Raw genomic sequence first — 13,862 nt, 5'->3', positions numbered from 1 at the left:
ACAGAACTTAATATATCACAGGAATTCCCCATAATCAAGATAAAACATTTAAAAAGCGGAAGTGCCTTGGTCAGATCCGTTCTGACCGAGGATCTAGGCGCTGGAGCTAGACATAGACCCAAAAGACTATATAAATTCTGATACTAAAAAAACAACTCTCTTTTAAAGAGTTGCCTTTTTGAGATACTCCAATGCATTAGCTGCAGCCATTTTTCCCTGATCAATACAATCAGGAATCCCTACGCCGGAATAGGAAGCGCCTGCTAAAAACATACCAGGATAAGAATTCATAATTTTTGTTTTTACTTCAAGAATTTCTTCCTGATGACCGACATTATATTGCGGCATCGCTTCTTTCCATCTTGAAACGACAGTGAATTCAGGTTTCTTATCTATTTTCATGATTTTGTTTAAATCCTCTAAAACAGCACTGATAATTTCATGATCAGGCTGTTCCACAATCGCCTGATCACCTGCTTTTCCTACATATGCCCGGATCAGAGCTTTTCCTGCCGGAACGGTATGAGGCCATTTCCGATGTGTCCATGTGCAGGCAGTAATCGTGTAATCGCCATTTCTGGAAATGACAAATCCTGTGCCGTTTCCTTCAATGTCAACGGCTTCTTCCGGAAAAGCCATAGCGACAGTCGCAACTGATGTTGAAGGCATTTCCTGCATATACTGATAATTTTCTTTGTCAGGCAGCATGTTTGCCGTCTGCTGATGAGGAGTTGTGATGATAACGGAATCCGCTTCAATCATCTCCCCATTACTTAGCCTCAGAATATATCCAGCGTTTTTTTTCACAATACTTTCCACTTTGACGCCTTTTAATATCTTCGTATCGTCAAGCTTGCTTTCAGCGGCATCCACCAAACTCTGCAGTCCGCCTTTTACCGTTTGAAAAATACCTTTTTTACGTGCAGGTTCATGTTTCTGGTTCGATGCGGGCAATCCTTTTTTCATTCCAAGTATCAAGCTGCGGTGATCCTGCTCTACTTTATGAAATTGCGGAAACGTCGACATTAAACTCAGTTTGTCGATATCTCCTGCATAAATTCCTGAAAGAAGAGGTTCAATCAGATTTTCGACAACTTCATTCCCCAAACGCCTTCTGAAAAAATGACCAAGTGATTGATCACCTGTATCCCTTTTCGCAGGAAGGATAAAATCACCGGCAGCTCTTGCTTTCCCCAAAATGGAAAATAACCCTGTTGTAACAAAAGGAAGGATTTGTGTAGGGATGCCCATTACAGCACCTGCCGGAATCGGATGCAGCCGATCTCCTACAAGCACATATGATCTTCCTGTTGCATTGTTTACGAGCTCTGACGCAAGTCCAACATCTTTGACAAACTGCGGTGCACTCACTTTTCTTTCAAGAAAAGAGTCTGGTCCGCGTTCTATGATAAATCCATCCTTATGGACAGTCTGGATCTTCCCCCCGAGTCTCGGACTTGCTTCGATCAAGAATGACTCTGCCTGCAGGTTGTTTTCCTGTATTTCTTTTTGCAAGTAAAATGCCGCGGATAATCCAGTTATCCCTCCGCCAATGATGACAACTTTCTTTTTCTTGTCAGTCATTGTTTATCGCCTTCTTTTTTGTTTACTTTTTCATAGATAATTCTTTTAAGACAACCGTTGACAGACAGTCGATGAATTCGTCCTTGGCATTCGGCATTTCAGGTCTGTAATACTTCGCGCCAAGTTCGTCTGTAACAACTTTACATTCATAATCATTATCAAATAAAACCTCTAGATGATCTGCAACAAAGCCGACTGGAATATAGACAAACGTACGATATCCCTTTTGTTCATATAGATCCCTGGTTAAGTCCTGTACGTCTGGCCCAAGCCACGGTTCAGGCGTATTGCCTGCACTTTGCCAGCCGATCTCATAGTTTTCAATGCCGGCAGCTCCTGCAATCAAATCTGCTGTTTCCTGAAGCTGGCCAGGATATGGATCTCCCGCTGCTATAATTTTTTCAGGCAGGCTGTGGGCAGATACGATTAAGACGGCCTTTTCTCGTTCTTCTGAAGTCATCGATGAATAGGTTTCTTTCACTTTTTTCGTCCAGTAATCAATAAATTTAGGCTCTTTATACCAGCTCTCAACAGATATAATCTTCAGTCCGCCAAGATTTTCTGCTTCCTGTTTTGCCCGTCCGTTATATGATTTGACGCTGAAAGTGGAGAAATGAGGGGCAAGCACGATGCTGACTGCTTCCTCAATGCCATCTTCCTTCATTTGCTTTACGGCATCTTCTACGAAAGGTTCAATATGTTTAAGTCCCAGATACATTTTAAATTGCACTTCATTCTGAACAGCATTTAAATGTTCTTCAAGGGATTTAGCTTGATCCAAAGTGATTTTGGCAAGAGGAGATATGCCGCCAATTGCTTCGTAGCGGTCCTTTAAATCCTGAAGCATTTCAGGAGCAGGCGGACGGCCGTGTCTAATATGTGTGTAATAGCGTTCAATGTCTTCCTCTTTATATGGAGTTCCGTATGCCATAACGAGCAGACCCATTGTTTTCTTTGTCATTTTTCCCTACACCTCTTTGGTTAGTTATAAGATCTAGTCTTATTTTGCCATTACTAAGGGCAAGATTCCAAATCAGATGCTCTTCGCACGCTTGGCAGTTTTTGTATAATCATGAATGAAACCTGTTAATTTTCTGAGAACATCCGGATTAACAGAAGGAAATACACCATGTCCAAGGTTGAAAATATAACCGTCCTGCTTCATTCCCTGATCAAGAATATTTTTAGCCCGCTCCTCAATTACTTCCCAAGGGGCTAGAAGGATCGCAGGATCAAGGTTTCCCATTAATGTTTTTGTAAGTCCCATAGAGCGGGCCTGATCTACTTGCAGTCTCCAATCAAGTCCGACTACATCAAGCGGCAGGTCATGCCATTCATGTGCAAGGTGGCTTGCACCCACGCCGAACATAATCATCGGAACATTTTCTTCTTTCATCGAGGTAAAAATGCGTTCCATTACAGGTTTAATAAAGTAACGATAATCTGATTCATTTAAAGCACCGACCCATGAATCAAAAATTTGAATCGCTTTTGCCCCTGCTTTTATTTGAGCCTTCAAGTAAATAATGGTCATGTCTGCAAGCTTGTCCATAAGCGTAAACCATGCTTTCGGCTCAGCGTACATAAATGCCTTTGTTTTGTTGTAGTTTTTAGACGGTCCGCCTTCAATCATGTAGCTTGCCATAGTAAATGGAGCTCCGGCAAATCCGATTAAAGGAACATTCAATTGCTCTGTTGTCAGCAATTTAATCGTATCAAGCACATATGGAATGTCGCTTTCAGGGTCGATTTCGCCAAGCTTTTCAACGTCTGACAGCGACCTGATTGGATTATCAATAACAGGGCCAATGCCTGACTTGATTTCAACATCTACCCCAATTGATGGAAGCGGTGTCATGATATCCTTATATAAAATAGCCGCGTCTACACCATACTGCTCTACCGGCAATCTTGTGACATATGCACACAGCTCGGGCTGATGTGTAATCTCAAACAGACTGTATTTTTCTTTAATAGCACGGTACTCCGGCTGCGATCTTCCTGCCTGCCTCATATACCATACAGGAACATGATCTGTTTTTTCACCTCTGCACGCCTTAAGGAATGTATCATTAAACTGCTTTGTATCCGTCATAAATCCTCAAATCCACCTTTCTATGTAAAACAAACACGCTATTCCTTGTTTTTTGCTTCTTACACTATAACTGTTTCATTCATGCTTGTATAGATTTCACAAATAAATGTCAATAAATTGACACTGAAACACGAAAAGCGGAGCCGACTGTTCAGACCCGACAGACAGATAAGAATTCACCCGAAAAGTCCGGTTTTGACTTTTTGGGGGAATTTGTTCTGGCCGAGGGACTAGGAGGCGGAGCTAGACACCACCGAAAAGCGGAACCGACTGTTCAGATCCGACAGACGGATCCGTTCTGGCCGAGGAGCTAGGAGGTGGAGCTGGACACCACGAAAAGCGGAGCCGACTGTTCAGGCTCAGGCAGACAGATAAGAATTCACCCGAAAAGTCCGGTTCCCGCCTTTCCTGAGGGAATTTGTTCTGGCCAAGGGACTAGGAGGCTGAGCTAGACATCACCGAAAAGCGGAATCGCCTGGTTAGCGCAGGCAGACAGAAAAGGATCCCGCAGAAAAGTCCAGTTTTGACTTAACTGCCAGATCCGTCCTGATCAATAGGAAAGCTGCTGGAACCAGCTAGTAAGGAGTCGATGTGAATAGTTTCGGTTTAACAGATTTTGAGCCTTTGCCTTCCTGATCGGTTTGCTCATTATAAGGAACAATTTTATAGGCAGCTTCTGAAAAAAGGTTGGAATAAGGAATTTCATAAGAATCCTTTCCTTTCACAAAACCGACAAGCTTGTCCTCATTTCCGCTTGTTTCATAAATTCTGTAGATGACGCGGTCATCCTTTTGAGCTTCCCAGTTCAGTGTGACTGTAAATAAACCGAGCGGCTTAAATGTATACTTTGCTTCAACCGCACCAAGGTTTTTCAGCCTGATAGGTTCTTCCAAATCCTCTACACCTTTTGGGAGGCTGAACGCAACATCCTGGTCGATCGAAGTATTTCTTAAAATATCTTTAAATAGTCTCGTTGGAAAGGAACTGCCATGAGTAAGATGCTGCTCATTGTTTGTCTTATCGTAGCCCATCCAGAGGGCACCTGAGACTTTCGGGGTGTAGCCTACAAACCATGCATCTTTTACTGCACCCTTTTTATTTACATAAGAGGTTGTTCCTGTTTTTCCTGCAAGCTCACCATCGTACGTCCCTGTCCGTCCTGTTCCGTCTTCAACAACTTCTTGCAGCATGCGCGTCATATTCCATGCAGTCTGCGATGAAAAGATGCGCTTCTTCTCTTGTTTCACTTCGCCAATTTTTTTTGACTCACGGTCCTCTATCTTTTGGATTACATACGGCTCACTATAAACGCCATACTGGGCGAATGATCTGTAGGCATTTGCCAGCTGCAGCGGTGAAACTCCGTCCTTTAATCCGCCGAGTGCAATGGATAGACCGTTATCTTCTATTGAAAGACCAGACTTCTCGAGGTACTTCTTGCTATTAGATATTCCGATTTCATTCAATGCCCATACAGCAGGCGCATTTTTAGAGGCAGCAATGGCATCATACATGGTTACTTCTTCATCGTATTGCTGATCATTATTTCTAGGCTGATACCCGTTATATGAGACAGGTTTATCCTCCAGCAGTGAATAAGGGCCGAATTCGTCTTCTTCCATTGCAGGACCATATACCGCAAGCGGTTTAAAGGTTGAACCCGGCTGCCTTTTGGTATTGACGCGATTAAACCCTTTCTGAGTATAATTTCTGCCCCCAATCGCAGCCAGAACTCCGCCGGTTTTATTATCAAGAAGGACAAATGCTCCTTCTGCATGCTGATTTGTTCCCGGAAAGTATTCTTCTTTTTTGAAAAGCTGGTAGGCAGTTTCCTGCATTTCCGCATCTATAGGAACTGTTACGGTATAGCCTCCCCTCATTAATTCCTCATTAGATAATGCATACCGTTCTTTTGCTTCGTCCATCACCATATCAATATAAGTTGTAAGCCAAGGCGTTTCCGATTCTTCAGAGATGTTTAAACCGAGCGTTTTCCCTTGCGAGCGGACAACTTCTTCAGGTGTGAGATAATCCTGATCGCCCATAAGGCTCAGAATTGTATCACGGCGCTCTTTGCTTCTTTCAGGATGAAGAACCGGAGAATAATTGGACGGTGCTTTTGGGAGACCGGCAAGCATCGCTCCTTCTTCGACCGTCAGATCCTTTGCATCTTTATTGAAATAGTAAAGCGCAGCGCTTTGAATGCCATACGCCCCATGACCGAAATAAACTTGATTCAAATACAGTTCAAGCAATTTATTTTTGCTGTATTTGTTTTCAAGGCTCATCGCGATGGCAGCTTCTTTGGTTTTTCTTAGAAGAGACTTTTCAGTAGAGAGAAACGTATTTTTAGCAAGCTGCTGGGTGATTGTGCTGCCGCCTTCCACTTTCTGGCCGGCAAGCAAATCTTTATACAAAGCCCTCGTTATGGCCTTCATATCGATTCCATTGTGTTCATAAAACCGTTTATCTTCTACAGCAATAAATGCATTGCGGACATGCTCCGGAATTTCTTTAATCGTTACGGGCTCGCGGTTCTGCAAATACAGCTCCGAAACCTTATCGCCTTTTAAATCCACTAAAGTGGTAGTCGAATCCATGACAAGCTTTTTCTCATCTATAGAATAATCGCCGATCACTAAAATAAGCAGGTAGACTGCAAAAGCAATTACAGCTGTCGATAGTGCAACACTGGCAGAGAGGATGATTTTTTTCCGCATGTCATCACCTACAATTCGTTAAATTTAGATACCCTTATTATTGTTAAATAAAGGAATGAATATGTACACTGAAGGCTGAAAATAGCAATAATTATAGAATAATTGTTATAATGAAACAAAAAGAGGTGAATGTAAAATGAATTTTTATGTCACATTTGGAACGGCAGACTATTTAGCTAAAACAGCATCTGAAAATCAGAATGAAAAAATGCTTCTTATGCAAAATGAGGATAAAGCGATTCTCTTACATGAAAGCGATGATCCTTCCCTTTTTAAGGAGCCAAAAAAATATGAGGTTCTTGATGGTGTAGGTGATTTCCAAAAAGGAAGCTATGCTGTCCTGAACAACATTCCTGTATCTGATGAAGGGAAGCCTCTCTTTGAACAGCGCTTCAAAGAACGGGCACGAATGATTGAAGGCGAGCCAGGATTTGTCGCGATTCGCGTCCTTAGACCTGTAAATGATGATACTTATGTCATTCTTACTCTATGGGAAGATGAACCGTCCTTTAATAACTGGCAGCAATCCAAATCTTATGAAAAGGCCCATAAAAAAAGAGGGACAAGCGAAGGTGTAGACCAAAAACCGATTTTCCCAAGACCTTCTTACGTAACAACCTATCATGCTGTAACCGAATAAAAGAATGTACGAACTGAACCTTCGCATTTTGCGGGGGTTTTTTCATTTGTGCCTGTCGGAGCACTTATGAACAGCCGGTTCCGCTTCTAATTTTGTCCAGCTCCACGCCCAACTCCTCGGCCAGAACTGCTCCGCCAGTGAAGGGAAAAAGCGCCTTGTCTGTCGGAGGTAAACGGACGATTCCGCTTTTCGATGATGTCTAGCTCAGCCTCCTTGGCCTTCGGTCAGAACAACTTCCCTCAGAAAAGTCAAAACCGGACTTTCCGGGTGAATTCTTATCTGTCTGTCGGGCCTAAACAGTCGGCTCCGCTTTTCGGTGGTGTCTAGCTCCGCCTCCTAGGCCCTCGGCCAGAACAAATTCCCCCAAAAAGTCAAAACCGGACTTTCCGGGTGAATTCTTATCTGTCTGTCGGGCCTAAACAGTCGGCTCCGCTTTTCGGGATACGGTGACAATATTTCCTTGGAAATGACAGCATTCTACTAAAATAGTACCCCCTATTCCATTAAAAATAACTATCACAACCTAGTATGCCGGACATAACCTGTATAACAGGAATTTAGGCATATATACAGGAGTGGAGTGATCATTATGGGGGCTGAGTTAACTCTCATACATTGGTTTTATGTGTTTTTCATTATAAGTATTATAGGATTCATGCTTTTCAGACGGGATACAACCGTTGTCAGTATTATTGGGATTATTGTCATTTCTTTTGTTGCGAGCCATTCTATAAGTCATTCAATTACAAGTGTTTTCAACAGCTTTATATTTGCTATCACTGAGCTGCTGCCGACGATCCTTGTGATTTCCATCATTGTTTCAATGAGCAAGATTTTAGAAGTAACCGGAATAAATGAATCAATGGTTTCGCCATTCACAAAAATCATTCGCAATCCAACACTTGCTTTCTGGACAATTGGGCTATTAATGATGACCATTTCCTGGTTTTTCTGGCCTTCACCCGCTGTTGCCCTGATTGGCGCTGTTCTGCTGCCAGTCGCCATAAAAACAGGTCTCCCGGCATTAGGCGCAGCAATGGCCATGAACTTATTCGGTCATGGAATTGCTCTTTCAGGCGACTTTGTCATTCAGGCTGCTCCAAAACTTACGTCAGATGCAGCTGGTCTTCCGATTGGCGATGTAATCAGTGCATCCATTCCGCTCGTTATTGTGATGGGGATTGTTACAACCATAACAGCTTATTTCCTCTTAATGAGAGATATGAAGCTGGGTAAGTCATTCCCGTCTCTTACAATGCCAATCTCAGCTGATAAAAAAACGCAGCTGCTGACTGGCAGGATGAAACTGTTCATGGCCTTGTTTATTCCAATATTATTTGCGATTGATATCCTGCTGATGGTTAAGCTTAACTTGCAGGGCGGAGATGCAACAGCTTTAATCGGAGGAACTGCACTGGTCATTCTGCTTGCTGTTTGTCTGCTCGCTCACAAAAATGCAAGTCTTGAAAAAACGACAGGATACATGATTGAAGGGTTTCAATTTGGGTTTAAGGTGTTTGGTCCTGTTATTCCGATTGCAGCTTTCTTTTATCTGGGAGATGCCGGATTTATTAAAATTGTAGGAAACTTTTTACCAAAAACTTCACAGGGAATTGTAAACGACCTTGGATTGGCCCTCGCATCTGTTGTTCCTTTAACTAAAGAAATCGCAGCTATTACACTAACTGGTGTCGGCGTGCTTACTGGTCTTGATGGCTCTGGATTTTCAGGGATATCACTTGCAGGCTCAATTGCCAGCTTGTTTTCCACAGCTGTAGGTACAGGAGCTGCTACATTAACAGCCTTAGGCCAAATCACAGCCATCTGGGTAGGCGGAGGGACTATCATTCCATGGGCGCTTATTCCTGCTGCTGCCATATGCGGGGTCGATCCATTTGAACTTGCAAGACGAAATATCCTCCCTGTGACAATTGGTTTGATTGTGACCACGATTGTGGCTATGTTTTTAATGTAAAGAGAAAGGAAAATACGGTCTCTGTTAAGATCCAGCTTCTGTTATCGACCAAACTAACATAATAAGCACAAAAACAGGCACTCGTAAAAGAGTGCCTGTTTTATATACCATATTAGATGATTCGTCAAACAGAAACGCCGCTCTTTTTGCTTCTTGCGGCAGTAAGAACATCATTCACTTTATCATAGACCGCAATTACAAGGATTAAACAAATCAGACCAATGAGATATCCGCCAACCACATCAGATAAAAAATGAGCATTCGTGGCAACTCTGTTCATGCCAATCAGCAGCATCAGCATGCATACAGCAGCGTAAAGCCATCTTCTTACAGCTGCTGACGCTATTTTCCCTGCCAGCAAATAGATTAAAAATCCATAAAAAAGAACACCGACCATCGCATGCCCGCTCGGAAAACTGAAGCCTTCTTCAATATGCAGCGGTTCAAGAGGCCTTTCACGCCCAAAAAAGTTTTTTAGAGCTTTGTTCAGGAGGTCTCCAAAATAAACGGCCAGTACAATCATAAGCGGCTGAAGAATATGCTTATATAAAAGTGCGAGTAAGATAATGGCAAGAGCCAGTAAGCTTATGATCCCTGTTTTAGAAGCCAGGAAACCTATCCCATCCACAATAGAGAGCAGAAAATCTGAATGATGAACCCATGATACTGCCTCCCGCGCAGCTGCATCTGCCCGCTTTGTAAATTCAGAATCCATTGAGAAGATAATACCTATTGTAAAAATTAAAAAACAAGCAATCAAATACCCTTTTTTCATCTTTTAGCCCCTTTCAAACTTTATTCTTGTAATCTTCAAACAATTTCTCTAGAATTTATTGTAATATCTGCATTTATTTTATCTTATTAATGATTTGGTGAATAGAAGCCTTCAAAAAAGAAAGGATGAAAAATTTTGTATACTGACATATGTTCAGATTTAGATGCGAGTTTTGAAGAAATGGTGAAGATCAGACGCTACCTTCATATGCATCCGGAGGTTTCATTCCAGGAATTCAAAACGGCAGCCTACATCGCTGAGTTTTACCATAAGCTTGGCGTCGAGGCAAAAACAAGTGTCGGCGGTAACGGGGTGGTTGCTGTTATTAAAGGAGATTTGCCCGGAAAGACCATTGCTCTTCGCGCCGATTTTGACGCATTGCCTATCGGGGATGAAAAAGATGTTCCTTATAAATCGACTGTTCCGGGTGTGGCTCATGCCTGCGGCCACGATGGCCACACTGCCACATTGCTTGTACTGGCCAAGGTATTACATAAACATCGCAGTACGCTTGAAGGCAGCGTAGTATTTATTCACCAGCATGCTGAAGAATATGCACCGGGCGGAGCGGTTTCCATGATTGAAGATGGCTGCTTAGACGGTGTTGATGTCATTTTCGGGACTCATTTATGGGCCGGCGAACCAGCAGGAAAGATTCAGTACCGGGTCGGCCCGATCATGGCTGCCGCCGACCGATTCCAGATTACCATTAATGGAAAGGGCGGACACGGTGCACAGCCTCACAAAACGAAAGATGCAGTCGTCATCGGCTCTCAGCTTGTCATGAACCTGCAGCAGATTGTGAGCAGAAAAATAGATCCTGTTCATTCTGCAGTCGTATCTGTAGGATCTTTTGTGGCTGAAAATCCGTTTAATGTCATTGCAGATTCAGCTGTGCTGATTGGAACAGTCCGGACATTTGATGAAGAAGTGCGCACTTTGATTGAGGAAGAAATTGAACGTGTGGTCAAGGCTTCCTGTGCCCTTTATGACGCTGACTACGAATATCAGTTCGTGAGAGGCTACCCGGCTGTTGTTAATCACCGCGAGGAAACAGAGCAGCTTGCTGAGCTTGCATCAAAGGTTCCCGGTGTCCAAATTGTTGAAGAAAGTCCAATGCAAATGGGCGGCGAAGACTTTGCTTATTATCTGCAGCATGTTAAAGGCACGTTCTTTTTCACCGGGGCAAAGCCTGCTTACTCTGAAACAGCTTATCCTCACCATCATCCTAAATTTGATATCGATGAAAAAGCGATGCTGATTGCCGCAAAAACACTCAGTTTGGCATTATTGACCTATCAGTCTGAACACAATGCTGTTGCAGTTGAGAAATAAGGATAAGGACAGAAAAAGAGTGCGATTCTAAAAAATCGCACTCTTTTTATTTATTCATAATACGAAGCCGGTAACAATTCATTGCCGTTTCCCCTAAATGCCGGACAAGGTGATAGTTAGCTACACCGCCGACAACTGCGCCGATTCCAGGCATGATCTGCAGCAGTTTGACAAGGTCAATGTGATCTCTGTATTCCTGCTGAAAGGTTTGCCAGTCAATTTCTTTAAGATCATCTTTTCTTAGGTCCCAGTTTTCAATCAGTTCGAACGTATTTCTTCGATGTTCGTCACTGGAATAAGCCAATTGAAAGACATAGAGCAAAAACAGTCTCTCCTCATATTGCTTAGGGTCAAATCCATATAACGCGGATATTTCAAATAAGCATTTCATTTTAATGCCCAGCAGCAAAGGAAAGTCAGCAGCCGATCCGAAAATACCGCCGGCCCCGGTCCCTGCTCCTTCTACAGCCGCTGTTTTTTGAAAGGTGCCGATCGTTTGCCTGACTTTCTTTTCTTTTTCTTCAAGTGTCAGTCCATCAAGCTTCTTTTCGTTTGTTGTGAGGTTTGACCCCGCAAGTGTTGCCTGCACCATTTTTTTAATGCTCTCGGTAATGATTGCATGGACTTTTTCCGGAATGCGCTCGTTAATCTTTGTTTGTGTTTTTTTAGAAACACGTTCAAACCTAGAGGATTTTCTAAGCAATTTCTTTTTCCACTGAAAAAGATCTTCTTCCAGCTGTTTTTCATAAATCATTTGTATCAGCTGCCTTTACCCTAGAATATGCTGGCATCCATTTTAACCAGCCTTGATTTCACGTAGAGATAAACAAACACATAGGCAAAAATAAATCCTGCTGCAAAAAGAATCAGGGCCGGGATGATATTTCCCGAAAGCAGAGCAATCAGAGTTAATATGATATGCTGGCTTAAAACCATGATAAACAGCAGTTTAAGGAATTTTGCCTTTTTATACTGCGGCTGAACCGGATATAAGTCCGGCAGAGCGAGCATATCATAGTGCTTATAAAGCCCGATCATTTGAATCCCGGTCAAATAGAGAACAAGGATGGCGATTGCGAGCACACTAAACTGATTTGTCGGGATAATATAAAGAACGATTCCTCCGATAATTGTCAGCCTCAAAAAGATGCCCAGATAATCATTTGATCGGAAAAATGCTCTTGTATACAAATAACTGTAGATGCTTTCCTGTCTGTACTTAACAAACGCAAGGAACCCATCTAAATACTTTCTGCGCTTTGCTTTTTTCGTAAGCTTTGGGACATCCGTAAAGAGGTTTGCAATCCTGTAGAAGGATTGTTTTTTCTCAAGCTCCAGGTCAATCAGCTTCTCCCACTTGACTCCTTTTGCCTTTGTGGCTTTTTGAAAATAGATGTAAAGCACCGCCATCACACCGTACATTATAAATACATATATATAGGCTTTTGAAAGCAAGAAGAAAATGGTTAACGTATTTATAGCAAGGCGGACAATGAAATCATATATCTTCGCTGAAGGCTCAGTATAGAAAGATATTCTGAAATTCAGCATTAAATTCCATCCTTTTACAAGAAGGATTTGAATACAAATGACCAGATAATCTGTGCCACTCAAGTTCTCAGCCCTGAACAGCATAGGGGAGAGTACTAATGCTGCTATCAAAAACACATACAGCTGGCTGAAGAAACTGTACACAAGGGCTTTTTGAAAGTAGCCGGCTATTTTTTCTTCCAGCGGCAAAAGAAAAACCAAATCAGGTTCTTTTAAAAGTGTCCGAACACTCGATGCTGTAATGATCAGCGCAAATACAGCCGTTAAGATCGCCAGTGCAGGAAAGTCATCAGGCATTGTTTTCAGCCATTCCTGATAAGATAAAGCACCGCCTGCTCCCAAAAATACAAGAACAAAAATTAAATGGTCATTGAACATATATTTTGTATAAGACTGCACTTCTTTCATGTGAGCCTCTAACCGTGTTCTCCAAATTTGATCAATGCTGCTCATTTTGATCTTCCTTCGTCAGCTGAATATACAAATCATCAAGTGTTGCGCCCATCATTCCAAACTCCGAACGCAGCTCCTCAAGCGTCCCTTTTGCTCTGATTTTTCCGTTATGTAAAATGATAAATGCATCACAGTAGCGTTCTGCTGTTGCTAAAATATGCGTAGACATCAAAATTCCCGCTCCGTTTTTCTTTGCTTTGTTCATCATTTCAAGCAGCGCATTTATTGCCAGCGGATCTAATCCTACAAATGGCTCGTCAATGATGTAGAGCTCAGGTTCAACTAAAAAAGCACACATAATCATAACTTTTTGCTTCATGCCTTTTGAAAAATGACTTGGGAACCATTTTAGTCTTTTTTCCATTCTGAATTCAGACAGCAATGGCTGAAGACGCTGTTTAAATGTTTCCTGACTTAGTCCATACGCCATCGCGGTAAGCTCCAAGTGCTCATAAAGCGTTAATTCCTCATAAAGAATCGGTGTTTCAGGAATAAATGTAAATTGGCTGCGGTATTCAGTCGGCTGCTTCTGAAAGGAAATGCCGTTAATGGCAATTTCGCCTTTATGCGGTTCCATTAACCCGATCACATGGCGGATGGTTGTGCTTTTTCCCGCGCCATTTAACCCAATCAGACCGACAATTTGATGCTTTTCAATTTCAAACGATATATCTTTTAAGACGGGATTACGCGTGTATCCGCCAGTCAGGTGATTTACTTTTAATAAGCTCATG

The 13,862-nt window shown here is 42.4% G+C and carries 11 protein-coding genes; 3 read left to right on the top strand and 8 right to left on the bottom strand.

The features are described from left to right. Positions 1-162 precede the first annotated feature (162 nt). From hemY to GJU41_RS01365, 4 genes are all read right to left on the bottom strand, one after another. On the bottom strand, positions 163-1,584 hold the full coding sequence (gene hemY, locus GJU41_RS01380; protein WP_070879301.1) for a protoporphyrinogen oxidase: 1,422 nt from the start codon (positions 1,582-1,584) through the stop codon (positions 163-165). A gap of 22 nt (positions 1,585-1,606) precedes the next feature. Further along, complete coding sequence (gene hemH / locus GJU41_RS01375; RefSeq protein WP_070879302.1) at positions 1,607-2,545, bottom strand: ferrochelatase; 939 nt, start codon at positions 2,543-2,545, stop codon at positions 1,607-1,609. A 72-nt stretch (positions 2,546-2,617) separates the two neighbouring features. After that, positions 2,618-3,679, bottom strand: coding sequence for a uroporphyrinogen decarboxylase (hemE, locus tag GJU41_RS01370; protein ID WP_070879303.1), 1,062 nt, complete (start codon positions 3,677-3,679; stop codon positions 2,618-2,620). A 575-nt stretch (positions 3,680-4,254) separates the two neighbouring features. Next, entirely contained in the window at positions 4,255-6,399 is a 2,145-nt protein-coding gene (locus tag GJU41_RS01365; protein ID WP_070879304.1) for a transglycosylase domain-containing protein, read from the bottom strand. Positions 6,400-6,535: 136 nt separating this feature from the next. On the opposite strand from GJU41_RS01365, the gene GJU41_RS01360 reads away from it, so the two are divergent. Both GJU41_RS01360 and GJU41_RS01355 read left to right on the top strand, forming a co-directional pair. Then, complete coding sequence (locus GJU41_RS01360; protein ID WP_070879305.1) at positions 6,536-7,039, top strand: antibiotic biosynthesis monooxygenase family protein; 504 nt, start codon at positions 6,536-6,538, stop codon at positions 7,037-7,039. Positions 7,040-7,628: 589 nt separating this feature from the next. After that, positions 7,629-9,014 carry a hypothetical protein gene (locus GJU41_RS01355; RefSeq protein WP_154317869.1) on the top strand — a complete coding sequence of 462 codons (1,386 nt, stop codon included), beginning with the start codon at positions 7,629-7,631 and terminating at the stop codon, positions 9,012-9,014. A gap of 124 nt (positions 9,015-9,138) precedes the next feature. Here the strand turns inward: GJU41_RS01355 and GJU41_RS01350 are convergent, their stop codons facing one another. After that, a complete protein-coding gene (locus GJU41_RS01350; protein ID WP_070879307.1) occupies positions 9,139-9,789 on the bottom strand; it encodes a phosphatase PAP2 family protein in 651 nt (216 codons plus the stop codon). 180 nt (positions 9,790-9,969) lie between these two features. Between GJU41_RS01350 and GJU41_RS01345 the strand changes: the two genes are divergently transcribed. Then, positions 9,970-11,124, top strand: a complete 1,155-nt coding sequence (locus GJU41_RS01345; RefSeq protein ID WP_070879324.1) for a M20 family metallopeptidase — start codon at positions 9,970-9,972, stop codon at positions 11,122-11,124. A gap of 46 nt (positions 11,125-11,170) precedes the next feature. Here GJU41_RS01345 and GJU41_RS01340 read toward each other — a convergent pair whose 3' ends face one another. Genes GJU41_RS01340 through GJU41_RS01330 form a run of 3 tightly spaced genes read right to left on the bottom strand, consistent with a single transcriptional unit; the run spans position 11,171 to position 13,861 of the window. After that, entirely contained in the window at positions 11,171-11,875 is a 705-nt protein-coding gene (locus GJU41_RS01340; protein ID WP_070879325.1) for an EcsC family protein, read from the bottom strand. A gap of 23 nt (positions 11,876-11,898) precedes the next feature. After that, positions 11,899-13,128: an ABC transporter permease gene (locus tag GJU41_RS01335; protein ID WP_070879308.1), complete on the bottom strand. Its 1,230-nt coding sequence runs from the start codon at positions 13,126-13,128 to the stop codon at positions 11,899-11,901. Continuing rightward, entirely contained in the window at positions 13,115-13,861 is a 747-nt protein-coding gene (locus GJU41_RS01330) for an ABC transporter ATP-binding protein (RefSeq protein ID WP_070879309.1), read from the bottom strand. Before GJU41_RS01330 ends, GJU41_RS01335 begins: the two co-directional genes overlap by 14 nt. Between the last annotated feature and the right edge of the window lies 1 nt (position 13,862).

The organism is Metabacillus idriensis, from assembly GCF_009674765.1.
GTDB classification, from domain to species: domain Bacteria; phylum Bacillota; class Bacilli; order Bacillales; family Bacillaceae; genus Bacillus_P; species Bacillus_P idriensis.
Note: the sequence above shows the minus strand (reverse complement) of the source record. Positions and strands in the feature narration are given on the sequence as shown.

Bases quoted from the DNA above. Each gene is read 5' to 3' on its own strand.
- hemY (WP_070879301.1), bottom strand. From the start codon at position 1,584: ATGACTGACAAGAAAAAGAAAGTTGTCATCATTGGCGGAGGGATAACT.
- hemH (WP_070879302.1), bottom strand. From the start codon at position 2,545: ATGACAAAGAAAACAATGGGTCTGCTCGTTATGGCATACGGAACTCCA.
- hemE (WP_070879303.1), bottom strand. From the start codon at position 3,679: ATGACGGATACAAAGCAGTTTAATGATACATTCCTTAAGGCGTGCAGA.
- GJU41_RS01365 (WP_070879304.1), bottom strand. From the start codon at position 6,399: ATGCGGAAAAAAATCATCCTCTCTGCCAGTGTTGCACTATCGACAGCT.
- GJU41_RS01360 (WP_070879305.1), top strand. From the start codon at position 6,536: ATGAATTTTTATGTCACATTTGGAACGGCAGACTATTTAGCTAAAACA.
- GJU41_RS01355 (WP_154317869.1), top strand. From the start codon at position 7,629: ATGGGGGCTGAGTTAACTCTCATACATTGGTTTTATGTGTTTTTCATT.
- GJU41_RS01350 (WP_070879307.1), bottom strand. From the start codon at position 9,789: ATGAAAAAAGGGTATTTGATTGCTTGTTTTTTAATTTTTACAATAGGT.
- GJU41_RS01345 (WP_070879324.1), top strand. From the start codon at position 9,970: ATGGTGAAGATCAGACGCTACCTTCATATGCATCCGGAGGTTTCATTC.
- GJU41_RS01335 (WP_070879308.1), bottom strand. From the start codon at position 13,128: ATGAGCAGCATTGATCAAATTTGGAGAACACGGTTAGAGGCTCACATG.
- GJU41_RS01330 (WP_070879309.1), bottom strand. From the start codon at position 13,861: ATGAGCTTATTAAAAGTAAATCACCTGACTGGCGGATACACGCGTAAT.